Annotated in this window: 21 protein-coding genes; 13 read left to right on the forward strand and 8 right to left on the reverse strand. The window is 35.2% G+C overall.

The window, feature by feature from the left end:
* Positions 1-317: 317 nt before the first annotated feature.
* Both MHI57_RS00005 and MHI57_RS00010 read right to left on the reverse strand, forming a co-directional pair.
* Positions 318-830 carry a DUF3231 family protein gene (locus MHI57_RS00005; protein WP_095373485.1) on the reverse strand — a complete coding sequence of 171 codons (513 nt, stop codon included), beginning with the start codon at positions 828-830 and terminating at the stop codon, positions 318-320.
* 874 nt (positions 831-1,704) lie between these two features.
* Entirely contained in the window at positions 1,705-2,028 is a 324-nt protein-coding gene (locus tag MHI57_RS00010) for a DUF378 domain-containing protein (RefSeq protein WP_340974246.1), read from the reverse strand.
* A gap of 186 nt (positions 2,029-2,214) precedes the next feature.
* Here MHI57_RS00010 and MHI57_RS00015 point away from each other — a divergent pair, with 186 nt between their 5' ends.
* Positions 2,215-2,406, forward strand: a complete 192-nt coding sequence (locus tag MHI57_RS00015; protein WP_095369764.1) for a hypothetical protein — start codon at positions 2,215-2,217, stop codon at positions 2,404-2,406.
* Positions 2,407-2,728: 322 nt separating this feature from the next.
* On the opposite strand, the gene MHI57_RS00020 is transcribed toward MHI57_RS00015, so the two are convergent.
* Positions 2,729-2,881: a hypothetical protein gene (locus tag MHI57_RS00020; RefSeq protein WP_157733742.1), complete on the reverse strand. Its 153-nt coding sequence runs from the start codon at positions 2,879-2,881 to the stop codon at positions 2,729-2,731.
* 145 nt (positions 2,882-3,026) lie between these two features.
* On the opposite strand from MHI57_RS00020, the gene MHI57_RS00025 reads away from it, so the two are divergent.
* Entirely contained in the window at positions 3,027-3,599 is a 573-nt protein-coding gene (locus MHI57_RS00025) for a hypothetical protein (RefSeq protein ID WP_095369763.1), read from the forward strand.
* Positions 3,600-3,985: 386 nt separating this feature from the next.
* Here MHI57_RS00025 and MHI57_RS00030 read toward each other — a convergent pair whose 3' ends face one another.
* Positions 3,986-4,174, reverse strand: coding sequence for an alpha/beta-type small acid-soluble spore protein (locus MHI57_RS00030; protein ID WP_095369762.1), 189 nt, complete (start codon positions 4,172-4,174; stop codon positions 3,986-3,988).
* A gap of 251 nt (positions 4,175-4,425) precedes the next feature.
* Here MHI57_RS00030 and MHI57_RS00035 point away from each other — a divergent pair, with 251 nt between their 5' ends.
* From MHI57_RS00035 to MHI57_RS00065, 7 genes are all read left to right on the forward strand, one after another.
* A complete protein-coding gene (locus MHI57_RS00035; RefSeq protein WP_322909183.1) occupies positions 4,426-5,703 on the forward strand; it encodes an ammonium transporter in 1,278 nt (425 codons plus the stop codon).
* Between the two features lie 53 nt (positions 5,704-5,756).
* Entirely contained in the window at positions 5,757-6,737 is a 981-nt protein-coding gene (locus MHI57_RS00040) for a DUF294 nucleotidyltransferase-like domain-containing protein (protein WP_340974261.1), read from the forward strand.
* Positions 6,737-7,456 (forward strand): exonuclease domain-containing protein, encoded by a 720-nt coding sequence (locus MHI57_RS00045; RefSeq protein WP_095369759.1) that lies wholly within the window; start codon positions 6,737-6,739, stop codon positions 7,454-7,456. Before MHI57_RS00040 ends, MHI57_RS00045 begins: the two co-directional genes overlap by 1 nt.
* Positions 7,457-7,603: 147 nt before the next feature.
* Entirely contained in the window at positions 7,604-8,503 is a 900-nt protein-coding gene (locus MHI57_RS00050) for an ABC transporter ATP-binding protein (RefSeq protein ID WP_095369758.1), read from the forward strand.
* Positions 8,500-9,234, forward strand: a complete 735-nt coding sequence (locus MHI57_RS00055; RefSeq protein WP_095369757.1) for an ABC transporter permease — start codon at positions 8,500-8,502, stop codon at positions 9,232-9,234. The genes MHI57_RS00050 and MHI57_RS00055 overlap by 4 nt, the downstream gene beginning before the upstream one ends.
* 5 nt (positions 9,235-9,239) lie before the next feature.
* On the forward strand, positions 9,240-10,355 hold the full coding sequence (locus MHI57_RS00060) for a sensor histidine kinase (protein WP_307314758.1): 1,116 nt from the start codon (positions 9,240-9,242) through the stop codon (positions 10,353-10,355).
* Between the two features lie 5 nt (positions 10,356-10,360).
* Positions 10,361-10,963 carry a response regulator transcription factor gene (locus tag MHI57_RS00065; RefSeq protein WP_340974266.1) on the forward strand — a complete coding sequence of 201 codons (603 nt, stop codon included), beginning with the start codon at positions 10,361-10,363 and terminating at the stop codon, positions 10,961-10,963.
* Between the two features lie 4 nt (positions 10,964-10,967).
* Here the strand turns inward: MHI57_RS00065 and MHI57_RS00070 are convergent, their stop codons facing one another.
* Together MHI57_RS00070 and MHI57_RS00075 are read right to left on the reverse strand one after the other, a co-directional pair.
* A complete protein-coding gene (locus MHI57_RS00070) occupies positions 10,968-11,216 on the reverse strand; it encodes a helix-turn-helix domain-containing protein (RefSeq protein ID WP_306469957.1) in 249 nt (82 codons plus the stop codon).
* Between the two features lie 228 nt (positions 11,217-11,444).
* On the reverse strand, positions 11,445-12,875 hold the full coding sequence (locus MHI57_RS00075; protein ID WP_307314746.1) for a carbon starvation CstA family protein: 1,431 nt from the start codon (positions 12,873-12,875) through the stop codon (positions 11,445-11,447).
* 229 nt (positions 12,876-13,104) lie between these two features.
* Here MHI57_RS00075 and MHI57_RS00080 point away from each other — a divergent pair, with 229 nt between their 5' ends.
* Both MHI57_RS00080 and MHI57_RS00085 read left to right on the forward strand, forming a co-directional pair.
* On the forward strand, positions 13,105-13,872 hold the full coding sequence (locus MHI57_RS00080; protein WP_095369753.1) for a protein-glutamine gamma-glutamyltransferase: 768 nt from the start codon (positions 13,105-13,107) through the stop codon (positions 13,870-13,872).
* Positions 13,873-13,967: 95 nt separating this feature from the next.
* On the forward strand, positions 13,968-15,410 hold the full coding sequence (locus MHI57_RS00085) for a UDP-N-acetylmuramoyl-L-alanyl-D-glutamate--2,6-diaminopimelate ligase (RefSeq protein ID WP_307314743.1): 1,443 nt from the start codon (positions 13,968-13,970) through the stop codon (positions 15,408-15,410).
* Between the two features lie 3 nt (positions 15,411-15,413).
* Here the strand turns inward: MHI57_RS00085 and MHI57_RS00090 are convergent, their stop codons facing one another.
* Together MHI57_RS00090 and MHI57_RS00095 are read right to left on the reverse strand one after the other, a co-directional pair.
* Positions 15,414-16,208 carry a glycerophosphodiester phosphodiesterase gene (locus MHI57_RS00090; RefSeq protein ID WP_095369750.1) on the reverse strand — a complete coding sequence of 265 codons (795 nt, stop codon included), beginning with the start codon at positions 16,206-16,208 and terminating at the stop codon, positions 15,414-15,416.
* A gap of 56 nt (positions 16,209-16,264) precedes the next feature.
* The gene (locus tag MHI57_RS00095) at positions 16,265-16,564 is read right to left on the reverse strand and encodes a hypothetical protein (RefSeq protein ID WP_095369749.1); all 300 of its coding nucleotides are present in this window, start codon (positions 16,562-16,564) and stop codon (positions 16,265-16,267) included.
* Positions 16,565-16,743: 179 nt separating this feature from the next.
* Here MHI57_RS00095 and MHI57_RS00100 point away from each other — a divergent pair, with 179 nt between their 5' ends.
* Together MHI57_RS00100 and MHI57_RS00105 are read left to right on the forward strand one after the other, a co-directional pair.
* Complete coding sequence (locus tag MHI57_RS00100) at positions 16,744-17,268, forward strand: hypothetical protein (RefSeq protein ID WP_322909186.1); 525 nt, start codon at positions 16,744-16,746, stop codon at positions 17,266-17,268.
* 14 nt (positions 17,269-17,282) lie between these two features.
* Positions 17,283-18,803, forward strand: coding sequence for a flotillin family protein (locus MHI57_RS00105; RefSeq protein ID WP_095369747.1), 1,521 nt, complete (start codon positions 17,283-17,285; stop codon positions 18,801-18,803).
* Positions 18,804-18,856 lie beyond the last annotated feature (53 nt).

Below are 18,856 nucleotides of genomic sequence, written 5' to 3' on the forward strand. Positions count from 1 at the left end.
TCATACTAAAAGTCTTGATACATCAAGGCTTTTTTTTATGTCTAAATTTCGATGAGTCATACGAAGTATCAGTTTGTCGTTAAAATAGAGGATTTAAAATTGTTCTTCAGTATTAAAATAAAACACAACGAGTTTCAATAGGGACAAAGAATGAGCAATGAGAAAAGGCGCTATAGACTCTTAAAGGAGAAAGTAAAATGAGGTAAATCAGCCACGTTAAATAGCGAGTGTAAACAAGTCTTACTGCGAAGAAAATGCGAAAAGTGAGTGGGGTGTAAATTAGTAAAAAAAGCACCTCATTTCGAGGCGCCTATAAATTATGATTCTGTTCCTTTACTCATGTGCAAAGGAGGCGGGATTAACCAACCTTTTTCCTTATTTAACTTTAACATTTTGGCACCAAACTGAGCTTTATTCATATGGAACTGACCATACATCATTGCGACATCTTCTCTGATTGATTGACCAATTGCTTGACTACATGCAACTAATCCAGCTGCAGTATCAGCAGAGATTGCAGCACTGATCTCTGGGTCAGTGGATCTTGCACCAACAGGAATATCATTTAAATCTGCATTAGGGCGGGCAGGTGGTGCAGGTGGTAACCCGATTCCATTACTTTTTAAAAGCTCTTCTAATTGTTGGTTCTCAGCACGTAACCCTTTAATAGCTTCTTCTATTAGCTTTTTTAAGTCATCATCGCCAGCATGGTTCATAAGTGTCTCATAACCAGATATCGTTCCATTGTTTGTAAAAAGGTTAGTGAATAGTCCATAAACTTCACCATAATGTAGTGGTTCATCTTTTGGATTTCCGCTTAAAATTCCCATAATTACACTCCCTATCTTATTAAGTTTCATGATTTTCTCCTTATGTAAGGATTGGCCACGATAGATAGTTTGTGTATGCAATATATAAATTATTCATGAGTGAAAATAGTTAATAAAGGCCCGTTTTAAAACGAGGCGTTTCTTTAAGCTCTGCTTAATTGGATATAAGAATATAAGTAACAAAGCTCACGATATAAATGATAAAAAATAGAAAAGCGGTTTTGGCGGTTTTAGATTGGAGATATCCTTTTAAATTATTTTTAAAAATACCTGAAATGAAAACTATAAGCGAAATGACGAAAGCTACAATAGCAATTATAAAGGTGAGCTGTTCCATAAAAAATATTCCCCTTTCAAAATAGGTTTCATCAAAAGCTTAAATTGTGGAGGAATTCCACACAATCGAAATACATTACAAAATATGTATTAGTGTGATAATTTCGTCATATTAAGAAAAAGTGGGTAAATAAATTATGATATTACAAAAAGGTAAATTTGAAGTTAAAGATTCCCTATTTTGCCTAACTCACCTTCTTTGCAGAATTCCTCGGTTCAGGATTTTAAGTGTGGTGAAATTCAGATTAAGTAGTAGGTGCCATGTTGTGTTGAGAAAAGTTATTCTGATTTTTTGGAAGATGGAGGTACGAACTAAGCCAAAAACATAAAGACGAATTATGAATGTAGGTAGGTCTATTGGAGAAACTTAAAAACATAATAAAGGAAGCCTCGCTAAACAAGGCTTCTTGGTATTTAGAGTAGGGTAGAAAGAGTTTGTATTCACAGTTTGTTTAAGGATACTACTTTTTGTAGTACCAGTAGGATAGAAGTTAACGCCATAAATACAGCCCGAACATATATGTCCGGACTTTTTTATTTATTGATCTCGATTTTCTTTATCTTCTTCTTTTATATCAGATAAATCATTTTCCTCAGCGAATTCTGTAGAGTAACTCACTTGTCTTCCATCAATAACGCGATTATCGACGTCTCTGTCTTCTTCTTCTGTCATTGGTGCAAAGAGAAGAGATAGGCAAATGAGGCCGCTAATTCCGACTAATGTATAGACAATGCGAGAAAGAATGGCATCTTGGCCTCCGAAAATCGTTGCAACTAAATCAAATTGGAATAATCCAATAAGTCCCCAGTTAATCGCGCCAATAATAACAAGCGCTAAAGCGATGCGTTGTAATGTTTTCATTGTATGATCTCCTTATTTTAATTTTTATTACATCTATATTTTTTGATAACAGGATTTTTTTATACACGAAGACATTTGTGTCTATTTGATATTTTTTCCTAATTATGGTATTATTAGAATAATCAAAAAAATAATGATAGCAATTGTTCTTTTTTTAGGATTTCCTAATAAAGAGGTGATAAAAGAATGTGGTGGTTTCTTATCTTGATTCTTTCCCTTCTAGGATTTGGACTTGTGATTGACTGGGTAGCGAAGAAGAAAGGTTTAACAAAATTTGATCCTGAAGAGAATGAAAAAAATGTCCCAGATTCACAACGTATTTATACGGAGAATTATTTACAACAAATACGAAATCAAGACGATCAAGGTTTCCATTAAAATAATTAGAGGGTGTCCCACAAGGGCAGCCTCTTTTTTCATTAGTATTAGTAAAAATATTTACAAATCCTTGGGGTGTGTCAGGAAGATAAATAGCATAGTTGAACTTAATTATAAGTATTGGGAGAGACAAAACAAATACAGAAGTGCATTTTACTTAGAATCACTGTATTTATTAAAGGAATAAAGACAACTTTGGCAAATAGTTCGAGGTTAATATCGACAGTAGAGAGCACTCGATTATAAAAAGAAGTTAAAGGAATAATCATGAATAGCTTTTTGGTGAGTCTTCTAGCTTTATGAGGACTCACCTATTGTACTTTTAATTTGATTGCTCATCCATAACCGTACTTAACTTTCCTTTGACCTCAGAAATTAAGCTGATTTGAATAATATTAAAAATAATAGATACCGCCAGACTGCCAATAAAGAAACCGAGTAAGGTTTTTAACTTTGCATTGATTATTTTCATCATCTTATTTGCCACTCCTTCCGTTATTATTAGGTATTTTTAGCTTTTATTTGTAAATTATGTATGTCGATAAAGCGATGAACGGTGAATAAAAAACTATCTCTTGAAACATATTGAGAAAGAGGTTAATTGTGAAGGAGGTAAAGTTATGAGTAAGGAGGAATATCTAACAGCATTACATATAGATAGTAAACAATTTCAACAATTGCTATCTGATTATTGGAAGTCATATTCTGACTATACACATTGGCAATTTTGGATGGTACTCTTTCTCTTTATTGCTCCTTTAGTGTTCGTCTATTTTTTTATTGATCGAAAGCGGATATTTGAGGTGTTTTTCTACGGATATACAGTGAATATGTTATGGACCTTTATCGATACAATGTTATTGCGGAAAGGTTTGTTTATTCATAATTATTTTCTCATTCCTTCATTACCTAGTGCAACAAATATGACGACCTCTTTACTTCCGGTTGTTTTTTTATTTGTTTATCAATATTGTACAAATAGACAAAGAAACTTTTATTTATATACAATTATTGTGAGTGCTATTATTGCATTTGGTTTTGCAACGATTGAAGAGAAGGTAGGCTTCGTAAGCTTTTATGGAAGTATGAATCAGTTCTATATATTTTTGATTGACCTAGGGATATGTTTTACTTCATATTGGTTCACTATATTTTTTCTAAGGTTAAAAGAAAATGCGTTTGCCAATAATTGAAAAAGAGATGTTCTAATGCAGTTGGAGTGCTAATTATGGCTCCCCTCTAGGTAATTGACAATAGAAAGGTCTTTATCGTCATGGCTTTTACGATAAAGATCTTTTTCGCTTTGATATACCTCTCACTTAATATCGTTTAACAAGGAAATATAAAAAAAGCTGAACAAATAAGGAGTGTGCATGAGAAGTGGAATGCAGTAAAGAAGCCGAACGAGAAGTATATAATTATTAATTTTTTCATTTATCATTTGCGTGGTAATGGTGAGTACATACAAACAAATTAAAAATAGCGAGGGAGTGAACGTTAAATCGATTCACTTCCTCGCTTTAAGATCCGTGGGAGACCTTTTCTTTGCCTCCCTAGGGCATTGCTTTTTACTTAATGGTTATTTTTGATTACGGAGCTGTTGTTCACCTAAAGCAACCAGTCGTTTAGTCATTTCCCCTCCGACTGATCCGTTAGCACGTGCAGTGGTTTCTGCGCCAAGTTGTACACCAAATTCTTGAGCGATTTCTTCTTTCATTTGATTTAATACTTGACCTGATTCGGGAACGACTAATTTATTTCTGCTCATTGAACAAATCACTCCTTCGTCATTTTGAGCAAGTGAAACATTGCTCTTTTATAAGGTTTCCTAATGTAAGGGCTATCATTCATATGGGTAAAAACTAACAGGTAAAAAGATGAGTAAATTTTCTAAAAAATATAAAATTGAGCATTGACTTATGAGAATTTTGCGATAAAATAAGAATAACTTAATAGATGTCATATAATCTAACATCTATTAGTTAAGTTATATGACGCGGGAAATGGGGGAGAAAAGATATGGATGAAATATTTTATCTGAACAGTGTGTGGACAATGATTGCTGCAATTTTAGTTATTTTTATGATTGGTGGATTTATATTACTTGAAGCAGGATCTACACGAATGAAAAATGCAGGTCATATTACCGGGAAAACTATTTTTACAGTGGGATTAACTTTCCTTGTTTTCTGGGCTGTAGGTTATGGATTTATATTTGGAGGAAACGCGAATTTCTTTGTTGGCATGACGGACTTCTTCTATTCAGGAGCTGAAAGTGGAGATTCAGGTTTATCTGATACGGTTTTCTTTGTATTCCAAAGTGCCTTTGCTGCTATTGCTGTTTGTATCGCCTTAGGTGGTTTTGCTGAAAGAGCAAAGTTCCCAGTCTATGTTGTTTTTACTATTTTATTCTCTGCTGTTATTTATCCGGTTGTTGCACATTGGATATGGGGTGGAGGCTGGTTAGCGGGACATGAGAAGCAAGATTTCGCAGGCTCAACAGTTGTCCATTTAACAGGTGCAATGGCTGCCTTAGCTGCAACTATTTTATTAAAGCCTCGTATCGGGAAGTTCAATAAAGATGGTTCTAGTAACAATATTGCAGGACATAACCAAGTCTATACTTCATTAGCTGTGCTTATTCTTTGGGTAGGATGGTTTGGATTTAATGCAGGTAGTACAACATCAGTTGATGGTGCATTTTTCGGATTTGTTGCACTAAACACAAATTTAGCTGCAGCGATGGGTGCGGTTGCAGCATTAGCTATCTCTTGGATCGTTCTTGGTAAATCTGATATTGTTACAACATTAAATGGTGCACTTGCAGGTTTAGTTGCCATTACGGCATCGTGTGCTTTCGTTGAACCTTGGGCTGCTGTTGTTATAGGTTTAGTTGCCGGACTTTTAGTATTCTTTAGTGTAAAGTTCTTTGATAAAATGAAAATTGATGATCCAATCTTCGCATTATCTGTTCATGGTGCAGCTGGAGTATGGGGTACTTTATCTACAGGATTCTTTGCAACACCAGAATTAGCAGAGCAGGTAACTGGTCAAGCAGGATTATTCTATGGTGGCGGATTTGGCCAATTAGGCGTTCAAGCGTTAGGAGTTGTAACATCAGGACTTTTTGCCTTTGTTGCTTCATTTGTCATTCTCTTCGTAATGAAGAAAATGATGAATGGTCTCCGTGTTAGTGAAGAAGAAGAAGTGATGGGCTTAGACATGAGTGAACATGGTAGCTATGGTTATCCAGAAGAGTTTATGTCAAGTGAGAAACAAACGAAATTAACATCATAAGGTGAAGCCTCCTATAGTGGGAGGCTTTTACCCTCTGTAAGGAAGTGTTGTTTTTGCCGACGGATGATTTTGAGACATATGAAGCGATTAGAGATTGGCGGGATTATGAATTAACTAAGAAAAAGTTTAATCAAGTGCAATTAAACAATTTTCATGATGAAGTAATGAGAGCTACGTTTCATTATGCTGTAAAAAGATTAGGGGAAAAACCACCGAGCGAGTTTGCTTGGTTTATAACAGGTAGCGGTGGAAGAGAAGAACAAGGTTATATAAGTGATCAAGATCATGGGATCATCTATGAAGAAAAAGACGCCACCTTGCAAAGATATTTTCATCAGTTAGGCAAAGAATTAGCCGAGGGGCTCAATATTGTTGGTTACCCATACTGTGACGGTAATATTATGAGTAGTAATCCCCTTTGGTGTAAGTCACAACCTGAGTGGTTTGAGCAACTACAGTCATGGCTAGATGAAAAATCTTGGGCAACAATGAGGCATCTGCAAATATTCTTTGATGCAAGAGTGTTAGTGGGAGAAAGCGAATATATTAATCATTTAAAGAGAAGTGTGCATGAGGCAATTCAAAAAAATCCTTATAACTTAAAGAGATTATTGGATAATATACAGCATATAAAAACCTCTATTGGGCCGTTGGGGCAAATATTAACGGAAAATCATGGATCACATAAAGGGGAAATCAATATAAAGTACGCAGCATTCTTACCTTTCGTTAATGGCATTCGATTACTTTCTATAAAGGAGGGAATAGTTGAAAGCTCGACATTGTCACGGTTAGAAAGATTAATGTGTAAAAAGCCATATAAACACGCATTATTACCGTATCATCATGATTTCCAACAGTTACTAAAATTACGCCATTCACTACTTACCCCTATGTCAACCTATGAAGATGGCCATTATTTAAATGTGAGAAACATGAATAGGGAAGAAAAAAGTAAGATAAAGGTGATTTTGAAAAATGGCAGAAGACTTCATCAATATGTAGAAGATGTAATTGAGCAGGAAGTGAAATAATGGCTTTTGAACCCTTTTTTCAATTTGTCCGAAAGTTAAATCAAACTAGGTTCGGTGGGCTCCAGACGCAAGACTCTAAATCAATGGCTTTCATGAGACAGCTTCAAAAAGATTTAAATCAAGATCGATTGATACAAACGTCATTAAATCAAATGAGTGCTGTAGTTGTCGATATAGAAACAACGGGGTTTAGTCCAGATAATGGTGATCAGATACTATCAATTGGAGCTGTCAAAATCCTAAATGGAAGAATTGATCATGACAATTACTTTTACTCTTTAATACAATATGAAAAAGATTTAGCTTCATCAATAAAGCATTTAACGGGATTGAAGGAAGAGGAGTTAAAAAATGCGCCACCTTTAGCAGATGTGTTAATGGAATTTTTGAAATATACGGAGAGCTTACCTTTCATTGCTCATCATTCAAACCATGAAAAGCGCTTCTTTCAGCATGCGTTTTGGCAGCTTTATCGAACATCATTTAAACATCGCGTATTTGATACCTCCTTTTTATATCGTATCATTGATACAGTGGAACACTCTGTTAGGCTAGAGACATTATGTGAAAAAAATCAGATTGAAGTCAAACATCGCCATCATGCTTTAGGTGATGCCATGTTAACAGCTAAACTTTGGGTATGTTATGTTGAAAAAGTCAAAGAAAAGGGCTGCTTTACAATGCAAGATGTTTATGAAAAGTTAGCTAAATTACCTTAATTGAAGTAATGCCACAGATGATTGAACTGTGGTTTTTTTTATGAAAAGAATTTCAAGTAGTGACATTTGTCATGTGAGGGGGGTGACATCACACACTAAACGGACAAGTAAGCCATCTCATATAATTTTAGTAAGGAGATGGTGTTAATGGAAACAATCATTGCTACGAAACATTTGACTAAAAGGTATAAGGATTTATGGGCAGTTAACGATGTGTCTTTTGAAGTTGAAAAAGGGGAGTTATTAGCTGTACTAGGGAAGAATGGGGCTGGTAAATCAACAACCTTGCTGATGTTATTAGGGTTAGTTAAACCAACCTCAGGAAATATACTGATTTTAAATAAGAAACCTCATGAGCGAGCGGTGAAAGAAAGAATTGGTGTGATGCTCCAAGAGGTCAGTGTCATTGATGCATTGTCTGTGAAAGAAGTATTACTCATGTTTAGTAGTTATTATGAAAACCCTTTACGTTTAGAAGAAGTGTTGGAAATTACAGGTATCCCTATAGAGCTGCTTAAGAAAAAGGCGTATAAACTCTCGGGTGGTCAAAAAAGAAGGTTGAATTTTGCATTAGCCATTATAAGTAATCCACAAATCGTTTTTTTAGATGAGCCAACTGTTGGCATGGATAGTACAGTAAGAAAAAAATTTTGGCAAGCGATACAATATTTAAATGATGAAGGTAAAACGGTTATTTTTACCACTCATTACTTACAAGAAGCTGATGATGTTGCCAAGAGAATTATGTTATTTAATCAAGGAAAGGTGATTGCTGATGGTTCACCTTTACAATTAAAAAGTCATTTGTCTGATGGAGCTATCTCGTTTAAATCAGATCAGGTTGATATCAGCTTGCTACAAACATTTTCTCATGTCATAAGTGCGAAAATAACTGATCAACGGATTGTGTTAACAACTTCTTCCACTGATGCGCTTTTGGGGGAGTTGTTTGAAAAAAAGGTCGTTATGCGAGACATTCATTTACATCGGGCAAGACTTGAAGATGCGTTTGAATTATTAACAGTAGAAAGGGGGATCAGTGAATGAGAGGATGGTTGATGCAGACAAAAGTAGAGGTATTAAGGATATTTAGAAATCCTTATTTTGTTTTTTGGTCTTTATTTATGCCTATCGTTTTTTATTTTGTTTTTACAAATATATTTAATACTGGAATGGGAGACAGTTGGAACAGTCGGTTCTTAATGTCCGTTACTTGTTTTAGTGTGATGGGGACGAGTATTTTGACGTTAGGCATTCGATTAGTAGAAGAAAAGGCTCATGGTTGGTCCACTTTAATGAGAACAACCCCGCTTAGTTCAAGTGTTTATTTCTCAGCAAAAATGGTTGGGCAAACGATGATTCACATTTGTTCTGTAACCATTATTTTTGTTGTTGGTGCGGTGATAAATGGGGTTAATTTGAGCGTTTGGCAATGGCTGACAAGCGCGCTATGGATATTAATTGGCGCTTTACCTTTTCTCGCTATTGGAACAATTATTGGTGCAATGAACAAGGTGGAGACAGCTGCTGGAATCAGTAATTTCTTTTATATGGTCTTAGCTTTCATGGGGGGGTTATTTATGCCAATTGAAGTGTTGCCATCAATTTTTAAGTCCATTGCTAAAGCGATTCCTTCCTATCATTATGGAGCGGGTGTATGGGAGATTACAGAAGGTGGCAACCCTTCTTTGCTGAATATTGCTGTATTAGCAGGATATTTCCTTCTATTTGTAGTATTAAGTATTTATATTAGAAGAAAGCAAGAAGTGGTGGTGTAAGCTTTTTGGGTTATAAGTTATTTCCTGTCAAATATGGTTTTCTCCCATATGTTTTTTTGGTCTATTTAATGTTTCCGATTATTGTTTTAATAAATGAAACAGGGGTAAAGGCAGTGATTGGATGGATGCTTTTATTCCTTTTTTTTCTATCTTATAGGAAACTTTTCTTTGATCCACCAATGTCCTCTTATATGGGTTGGTTAATACTACAATTTATCATTATTATTATTTTTACCTATTTTTATCAACCTTCATTAGTATTGCTCGGGTTCTATTGTGCAAATTTCATCGGGTGGCTGCGTAATTCTAAGATGTTTACAATTAGTATGATTTTATTTGTATTCTCTTCGATTTTACCTGTTATTTTACAATATGAAATGTTGAGCGAATACTTTTATCTCGTCGTAATGGTTGTTGTTATGATTATATCTCCTTTTGGTATTCACTCCATGTCGACGAAAATGGAGTTAGAAGAAAAATTAAATGAAGCAAACGAACAGATTGAAGTATTAATTAAAAGAGAAGAGAGAATGAGAATAGCTCGAGATTTACATGATACACTCGGTCATACACTATCTTATATAACATTAAAATCTCAACTAGTAGCGAAAATGACTAAGCATCAAGCTGATCCCCAAATTGTCACCAAAGAGGTAAATGAAATCGAGCGGACTTCACGGATTGCCTTAAAACAAGTAAGAGAGTTAGTGGCAGACATGCGAGTTTTAACAATTGCTGAAACGATTAGTGATTGCAAAGGGATATTAAATTCAGCCAATATTACGCTGGAGGTAACAGGGCTGAATAGATGTGAAAATATAACATCAATGATGCAAAATATGATCAGTATGTGTATAAAAGAAGGAATTACAAATATCGTTAAGCATTCTCGGGCGACTCATTGTGTAATTGGATTATCGCAAAATAATTTAGGGATAGAGGTAACTATTTCAGACAATGGAATAGGATTTAATCGAGACACGAAATTAGGGAATGGTTTAAAAGGCATGTCTGAACGTCTAGAGTTAGTTGAAGGTAGCTTGAACTTTTTCCATTATGAAACAGGGTTATCTGTCAATGTATTCATTCCAATTGTAGAAAGAAAGTTCGGAGGTACTTAAATGATATGATAAGAGTTTTAATAGCTGAAGATCAGCAGATGTTAAGAGGAGCGTTAAGCACATTATTAAACTATGAGGAAGATATAGAAGTCATAGCGCAAGCGAATAATGGAAAAGAAGCAACAGAATTAATTCATCAAATGGCACCAGATGTATGTTTATTAGATATTGAAATGCCTATAAAAGGTGGATTAGATTTAGCAGAGGAAATATTTGAAGCAAAGTCATTATGTAAAGTTATTATCTTAACAACGTTTGCTAGAACAGGTTATTTTGAAAGGGCAATAGGAGCAGGAGTTCACGGATACTTATTAAAAGATGGACCGAGTGAAGAACTAGCTGAAGCCATTAGGCGTGTGATGAATGGTCAGAGAATGTTTTCTCCGGAACTGGTATTTAATCAATTGAGACAAGATAACCCACTCACTTCCAGGGAAAAGGAAGTGTTGAGGCTTATTGCGTCGGGTTTAACTTCAAAGGAGGTTTCGGCGCACCTTTTTTTGTCTGCTGGGACGGTGCGCAATTATATGTCAGAAATCATTAATAAGTTAGAGGCAAAGAATAGGATTGAAGCAATAACTAAAGCAAAGGAGAAAGGTTGGATATAGTGGCTTACATAAAAGGTGGAACGCCCTTACTAAATTCAGTTATTAATGTAGAAATTGATTGTAATTGTTGATCATCTAAGTCAAATGCTACCTTGACTTTATTTTCTAAATCCGATGTGACTCGTCTTTTTCCCACTTCAACAAGTGCGATGAGCGAGAAGCTGCAGCTCACAATTCGAGCGAAGTCTCGTTGTGTCATATTATAACTTTTTCTAATAAATTTAATCATATCTTTATTCATATTTTTACTCAAATTCATCACCTACTATAATTGCAAATTTAAAATCACGCTCTCTATAAAATTAGCACTTTTTTACGTTGTTTGTCAAAGTATATTGTTGACAAATAACATTTTACCTGTTAGTGAATGAGTTGTTTTCTCATTGTAAGTATATAGTAGACAACAGTTATCTTCATTTTAATTGATTGCCCATAATAATAAAAAGAGACTGGGATTCACACTTTCCCAGTCTGCTTCAGATTAGACAATTTCTATGTTAGTTGTCTTATGACTTCGTGTGTCAATTATTTTCTTGATGTAAATGATTAACACGATGATCGATAAGACTGTCCCAATTGTTAAAGATATTGGATAAGATAATTGCAATCCTTCAGGTGCGTAAAATATATAAGTAGCAGATACTCCTGTCATGAACATAGCTGGAATTCCTGTTATGAGGTGCTGCTTATTAGATTTTAGTAGGAAACTTGTTGCTGTCCAAAGCATAATCGTGGCAGATAATTGGTTGGTCCAACCAACATATCTCCATAAAAAGGAATAATCAATCGTTGCTAAAAGAAATGTTGGAACACCAACTAATAATGTGACAAGTAGTATCTGTCCATTCCCTTTAAAGTTCAAGTACTTCGAAATAGTTTCAGAAAGCATCATTCTCGATGAACGTAACGCTGTATCTCCTGTTGTAATAGGTAGAATAATAACACCAAGTATCGCTAAAATGCCCCCTAGTGTACCTAAAAGTGAAATGGAAATTTCATTCACCACGCCTGCTGGCCCGCCGGTCGCTAAAGCTTCCTGTAAGCCACCTGTTCCTCCGAAGAATGTCATTCCTGCTGCTGCCCAAATAAGGGCGATGATTCCTTCACCAATCATTGCTCCGTAAAATACTTTTCTTCCATCAGACTCTTTTTTTAAAGTTTTTGATACAATTGGACTTTGTGTTGCGTGGAAACCAGATATAGCGCCACATGAAATGGTAACCATTAATAATGGCCAAATTGGCAATTCTTCAGGGTGTAAATTGCTAAAAGTTAAATTTGGAATAGGTTGACCATTAAATAGTAAAGCGATACCAATGGACACAGCCATAAAGATTAATATCGCACCGAATATCGGATAAATTCTACCAATAATTTGGTTAATCGGGAGAACCGCTGCAATAACGAAATAAGCAAATACAATCATTAACGATACAGTAAAACTAAGTGGGGTAATAGAAGAAATCAATTGGGCTGGGCTTGCTGTAAAAGCAGCTGCTACCAAAATCATTAATATAATGGATAATATATTAATAAAAACTTTCATTCCATTCCCTAGATATCTACCAACGAGATTAGGGAATTGTTCTCCCTTATGTTTAAGTGAAAGCATTCCTGAAAAATAATCATGAACAGCTCCAGCGAAAATACAGCCAATAACAATCCATATAAACGCGACAGGTCCGTATAATGCACCCATTAATGCGCCAAATATCGGACCGGTGCCAGCAATGTTTAATAGTTGAATAAGATTTCCTTTCCACCAGCTCATTGGGACAAAGTCCATGCCGTCTGCTTCTGTATACGCTGGGGTTTTTCTACTATCATCGATACTAAAAACTTTCTCTACGAATTTCGAATAAAACATGTATCCAAGAATAAGTAATACAATTGCTACAAGGAATGTTGCCATATTTAAGTGCCTCCTGCTGATGTGATATATTTCTGAAACTTTGGAATATATGATGTATTGTAAGTGCTTTTTTGCTGTAAAGCAATACTTTTTCAGAAAAATGTTATTTTTATATAATTTTCTAATAGATGAACTTATTATTGGCTATTATGAACCTCTGAACGGGGCAGAACATAATTTGGTATTATATGTTGTCAGAAGAAAATTAAATAAAGGGAGGTAAGTGTTTATGACCATTATTATTCAGTCACAGGAGAAGCCCCCTATTCATTCATTTAGTCCTATACAACAAGATATTTATAGAGCACTCGATTCTTCACCACAGCAATTTTTTTATGATTCTGCTTTTGTTTTTGAATTTGAGCTACTCTTAAGAGAAAAACTAATTCAAGCCGCTTACCAGTTACATGAAAGTAAAGCAGAATTCGCTCCATTTGATGTATCAAGATTTAACCCTCAGATTTGGACAAAAACGAAGTACGGTTATGTATTAAAACCATATATATTACCCTCGGATGCGATAAGGGATGTGTTTCATAATAGCCACTTATATGCATTTGAATGTTCTACAGCAATTGTATTGTTATTTTATAAATCAGTATTGGATTCGATTTCGATTAGTCGATTTAACACTTTATTCCAAGGTCTTTTAGTTTGGGATTGGAATTATGATCAAGACTTAGGTATAGATACACGGATAGGAAGAGATTTCATTCCAGGAGATGTTGTTTACTTTTATAATCCCGATTTCGAGCATCCAATATGGACGGGAGAAAATGCAGTCTATTTAGGTAATGACCGATACTTTGGACACGGAGTAGGATTGGAAAGTGAAAGAGGGATGATAGAAGCATTGAATACGCTAAGAAAGCCAGGAGCGACACAGGATGCGTATCTTATTTCACAACATAGTCGCTTAAGTTACAAATACCTTTCACAATTTGCACGTAGAGTACCACATCAGAATTACGATTCTTCTATTTTCCAATTACTTTAATAGTAATACTTAATATGTCTCATAAAGGCATATTTTTTTTGTTCGTGGGCATACAAAAAATAGTAACTTTATTGGTGCCTTAAGGAGTTTTTTATATGAAATTAATTGATGTATTTAACTTATTACAAACGGACTTAAAAGATAGTGGTCATGAAGTAGTGAAAGGTTTAACTACAGATTCAAGGAAAGTAAAACGAGGATATTTATTTATTGCCATTTCCGGTTTTGAAAAGGATGGGCATAAATATATAGAAGAAGCAATTAAAAATGGAGCGATTGCTGTGATAGGGGAAAAGCGATTATCGCTCACTGTTCCGTATATTGCAGTTCAAGATTCTAGGAAAACATTAGGCATTTTAGCAAGCATATTTTATGCCCACCCCAGCAAAAAACATCGCTTAATTGGGATAACGGGCACAAATGGTAAAACAACTACAGCCTATCTCATCCACCATCTCATCAAAGAAGCAGGGTATTCTTGTGGAATGATAGGCACGATAGAAAATAATATTAATAACCAAACAAGAAAAGCTAAAAATACAACTCCAGACGCTTTAGAACTACAATCTTTATTAGCTGAAAGTATGGATGATTTTATCATACTAGAAATTTCATCCCATGCACTCCATCAACATCGTACAGAAGGATTACTGCTTGATATAGCTATTTTTACAAATTTAACTCATGATCATATGGACTATCATCATACGATTGAAGAGTATTACAGCGAGAAAAAGAAAATCTTTTCTTTATTAAAAGATGAAGGCGTTGGATTAGTCAACATTGAGGATACATGGGGGGCGAAAATAGCACTTGAGCAGGAACATAATAAAATAAAAACAATTGGTAAAGCTGGCGATTATGATCTGCAGCTCACGTTTAAAGATGCAAAATATCAGTTAAAAATATCAAGTGTTAAAAAAGATACTATTGTAGCAGATTCACCATTACCGGGGAAACATAATCTTTATAATACAGCTATCGCTATTGCTGCTTGTTTAGAATCGGGCATATCAAAAGAGGTAATATCGCAAGGATTAATGAATTTTAGAGGAGTACCTGGCAGATGGGAGAAATATTACAATAAGAAAGGGGCCGTATTTATTATTGATTATGCTCATACAGAAGATGCTCTCATCTACCTTCTCCAAACAGCTAAAGAAAATAGAGCGAAAAAAATATATATGGTTTTTGGATTTCGAGGAAAAAGGGATAAAAGCAAGCGAATTAAAATGGTTAAGGTGGCATCTACTTATTGTCGGCAGTTTATCCTTACATTAGATGATATAAATGGGGAGAGTAAAACGGTTGTAGAAGAAGAATTATATAACTTAACAAAACCATTTACAAATGGGGAAGTCATAATGGATCGCACTATGGCTATAAAGAAAATGTGGGAAATAGGAGGAAGTGGTGATTGGATATTTGTTATTGGGAAGGGGCATGAGAATTACCAAGATATTTTTCACCTTCAAACGAAAAATGACATTGAAACCATCCAATATTTAATAGAATGGGAAAAAGGTGAAGATCGTTAATATTTACTCCTCACTTTTAGCTAATAACTGTAAATGATCAGTGACAATTGCGTCTATATCCCAACACCTTACACTAGCTAATTGTTTTTTAGTATTAATTGTCCAGATAATTGTTCGTAATTGAGCTTGTTTTATTGCGGACATCACTTTTTTGTTAACCATTGTCCACTTCAAACTCACATAATCAAATTCCTGTGCTATTCTTTTTATGTCTTTAGTTTGAAGGGGGTAATTGACTAATAAGGCCAATTTCACCGAGGGCATGAGCGTTTTTATCTTCCTTAGTGAGTCGAGGTTGAAAGACTGAATTATGATTGAATCAGTAGAATATTGCATAAGTAAAGAATGTAGTAAGCTTTCAATGCCTGGGTTTTTTTCAGGCTTTTTTAATTCAATTAAAACACCTATCTGATTGTAATATTTATTCAATACATCTTTGAGTAATGGAATTTTTTCACCTTGGAATGTTGGAGAGAACCAACTTCCGGCATCAAATTGGCATAACTCTTCATATGTATAATCAGATACTTTACCTGTCCCATTTGTAGTTCGATCAATTGTTGCATCATGTATGACAACGATTTGTCGGTCTTTAGTTAACTGGATATCTAATTCAATCATGTCAGCACCTAATTGAAGCGCACGCTCAAAAGCAATCATGGTATTCTCTGGACATGTTCCGGCAGCACCTCTATGAGCAATTTTTTGAAAGCTGGGATGAAAGAACTTGTTTTGTTTCTTAAACATTAATGCCAATTTAGCATTAATCGTATGATAAGCTCTTCTCACTTGTCTCATTCTGATGCCCCTTTCTCATGATTTTTGCTTATCGTAAATGACGATGACACTTGTTGTCAATCCCAGTCCTCATATTTAATTTTACCACCAGTCAATGCGATTGTTTGATGTTCCCCTTGATATATTAGCTTACCATCCTTCTTTACTACTAATTTTTCATAGGTAAACACTTTTTGTCCTGAAGGTAGTTGAACAACAATTTTCTCGCCATAATCAGTCTTAGGTGCTTCAATAACAATGATACTTCTACTATAAAAGTAAAGGGATGTAATAGCAGTAATCATAAGTGTTATGAGAAGAATCAGTAATTTATCTAAATTAAAATGTTGCTTTCTATTCCTTTCTTGACGTGTCAAACAGTTCCCTCCTATTCTATATTCAACATATTCAGATGGAAGAAAATCATGACAAATAATGAAATATTTGAAACCTATCGCCCGCTCATTCGTATGTATGTTACAACCTATTTTTATACGAGGGGGAGTGTGAATTTGTGTGAAAGAAAGGAAAAGTATAGAAAACAAGGATGATGATGATGGAAGTTTTTAACCTATCCGTTGAAACACTGTATTTGTATGCGTTGATTATCTCAGGTGTACTAATTATTCTTTTATTCTTTTTTGGGGATGTATTAGGTGGAATAGAGGAAGCTAGTCCTTTTCTTAATCCAATATTAATACTTGCCTTTATCGTCTTTTTATCAGCAAGTGGTTATTTATTTGAAGTATTAACTTCGTTGAATAGTATTCTCATTGCATTAATCTCTGTAATTATTGCCTTTATTTTTTCCGTACTATTAAATGTGTTTATACTTGTTCCAATGTCATCTGCTGAAGAATCGCTTGTCTATTCAGAAGACTCGTTAAGGGGACGGGTAGGAGTTATTATCATTCCAATCCCAGAAAAGGGCTATGGTGAAGTATTGATTGAGAGCTATTCAGGTAGAATTTCTAAAACAGCTGAAAGCCTTAATGGGCAGGCAATCGCTAATGGCGAAAAAGTATTAGTCATTGAGGTAAAAGAAAGTCGAGTCATTGTTACGACACATGAACAGATATAAAGGAGGAGAAACTTATGCTTTTAATATGGATTGTTATTGGAATTGTAGCGGTTTTAATTGTTGCGCTATTAGGAATTTTTGTTACGAAATATCGTACTGCTGGACCAGATGAAGCTTTAATTGTGACAGGTAGTTATTTGGGCAGTAAGAATGTACATGTTGATGAAGCAGGTAATCGTATTAAAATTATTCGGGGTGGAGGAGCGTTTGTATTACCTGTTTTCCAGCAAGCAGAGCCTCTTAGCTTATTATCAAGCAAATTAGAAGTCTCAACTCCAGAAGTATATACCGAACAAGGTGTACCTGTTATGGCAGATGGAACGGCTATTATTAAGATTGGTGGCTCGATTGGTGAAATTGCGACTGCGGCAGAACAATTCTTAGGTAAAACGAAAGAAGATCGTGAAAATGAAGCGAAAGAAGTATTAGAAGGTCATTTACGCTCAATACTTGGTTCAATGACAGTTGAAGAAATTTACAAAAACCGTGATAAATTTTCACAAGAAGTTCAGCGTGTCGCTTCACAAGACTTAGCGAAAATGGGTTTAATTATCGTTTCATTTACTATCAAAGATGTAAGAGATAAAAATGGCTATCTGGATTCATTAGGTAAACCGAGGATTGCCCAGGTGAGAAGAGATGCAGACATTGCTACGGCAGAAGCAGAAAAAGAAACGCGAATAAAGCGAGCAGAAGCCGATAAAGATGCACAAAAAGCAGAATTAGAAAGAGCGACGGAAATCGCTGAGGCAGAAAAAGAGAATCAAATGAAAATGGCGGATTATCGTCGTGATCAAGATATCGCTAAGGCACGTGCTGACCAAGCCTATGATTTAGAAACAGCGAGAGCTAAACAAGAAGTAACAGAGCAAGAAATGCAAATAAAAATTATTGAAAGACAGAAATCGATTGAATTAGAAGAAAAGGAAATACTACGAAGAGAAAGACAGTATGATTCCGAAGTCAAGAAAAAGGCAGACGCAGATCGTTATTCAGTGGAACAGTCAGCAGAAGCTGAAAAACGGAAACAAATTGCCCAAGCAGATGCGCATCAATATCGAATAGAATCAGAGGCGCGTGCAGAAGCAGAAAGGGTACGTGCAGATGGGTTAGCCAAAGCAGAAGCACAAAAGGCACAAGGTGAGTCAGAAGCAGAAATTATACGCTTGAAAGGTTTAGCAGAAGCAGAAGCAAAAAGGAAAATCGCTGAGGCATTTGAGCAGTACGGGCATGCGGCGATTATGGATATGGTTATTCAAATGTTACCAGCATATGCGAAAGAAGTGGCAAGTCCTCTTTCTAATATTGATAAAATTACAGTTGTAGATACTGGTAGTGGAGCAAAAGGTGGAGCGAATAAAGTGACAGGCTATGCCACTGACTTAATGACAACAATGCAAGAATCTGTGAAGGCATCGTCAGGCTTGGATATTAAGGAATTAATCGAAAATTTCTCAGGCAAATCTAATATTAAACAAAGCATTGAGCAATTAGGTATGGATATTAAAACGGAAAATCATAAAAAAGAAGCGTAATAGTGGGTAAAAAAACAGCAGTGAGCCTTAACTCACTGCTGTTTTGCATTCAT

Origin of the sequence: Cytobacillus sp. FSL K6-0129 (assembly GCF_038007625.1) — a bacterium.
Taxonomy (GTDB): domain Bacteria; phylum Bacillota; class Bacilli; order Bacillales; family Cytobacillaceae; genus Cytobacillus; species Cytobacillus kochii.

Excerpts from the sequence above, each read along its gene's own strand:
- MHI57_RS00045 (WP_095369759.1), top strand. The coding sequence starts at position 6,737 with ATGGCTTTTGAACCCTTTTTTCAATTTGTCCGAAAGTTAAATCAAACT.
- MHI57_RS00050 (WP_095369758.1), top strand. The coding sequence starts at position 7,604 with ATGGAAACAATCATTGCTACGAAACATTTGACTAAAAGGTATAAGGAT.
- MHI57_RS00035 (WP_322909183.1), top strand. The coding sequence starts at position 4,426 with ATGGATGAAATATTTTATCTGAACAGTGTGTGGACAATGATTGCTGCA.
- MHI57_RS00055 (WP_095369757.1), top strand. The coding sequence starts at position 8,500 with ATGAGAGGATGGTTGATGCAGACAAAAGTAGAGGTATTAAGGATATTT.
- MHI57_RS00020 (WP_157733742.1), bottom strand. The coding sequence starts at position 2,881 with ATGATGAAAATAATCAATGCAAAGTTAAAAACCTTACTCGGTTTCTTT.
- MHI57_RS00065 (WP_340974266.1), top strand. The coding sequence starts at position 10,361 with ATGATAAGAGTTTTAATAGCTGAAGATCAGCAGATGTTAAGAGGAGCG.
- MHI57_RS00015 (WP_095369764.1), top strand. The coding sequence starts at position 2,215 with ATGTGGTGGTTTCTTATCTTGATTCTTTCCCTTCTAGGATTTGGACTT.
- MHI57_RS00080 (WP_095369753.1), top strand. The coding sequence starts at position 13,105 with ATGACCATTATTATTCAGTCACAGGAGAAGCCCCCTATTCATTCATTT.
- MHI57_RS00025 (WP_095369763.1), top strand. The coding sequence starts at position 3,027 with ATGAGTAAGGAGGAATATCTAACAGCATTACATATAGATAGTAAACAA.
- MHI57_RS00105 (WP_095369747.1), top strand. The coding sequence starts at position 17,283 with ATGCTTTTAATATGGATTGTTATTGGAATTGTAGCGGTTTTAATTGTT.
- MHI57_RS00010 (WP_340974246.1), bottom strand. The coding sequence starts at position 2,028 with ATGAAAACATTACAACGCATCGCTTTAGCGCTTGTTATTATTGGCGCG.
- MHI57_RS00005 (WP_095373485.1), bottom strand. The coding sequence starts at position 830 with ATGGGAATTTTAAGCGGAAATCCAAAAGATGAACCACTACATTATGGT.
- MHI57_RS00100 (WP_322909186.1), top strand. The coding sequence starts at position 16,744 with ATGGAAGTTTTTAACCTATCCGTTGAAACACTGTATTTGTATGCGTTG.
- MHI57_RS00075 (WP_307314746.1), bottom strand. The coding sequence starts at position 12,875 with ATGGCAACATTCCTTGTAGCAATTGTATTACTTATTCTTGGATACATG.
- MHI57_RS00030 (WP_095369762.1), bottom strand. The coding sequence starts at position 4,174 with ATGAGCAGAAATAAATTAGTCGTTCCCGAATCAGGTCAAGTATTAAAT.
- MHI57_RS00085 (WP_307314743.1), top strand. The coding sequence starts at position 13,968 with ATGAAATTAATTGATGTATTTAACTTATTACAAACGGACTTAAAAGAT.
- MHI57_RS00090 (WP_095369750.1), bottom strand. The coding sequence starts at position 16,208 with ATGAGACAAGTGAGAAGAGCTTATCATACGATTAATGCTAAATTGGCA.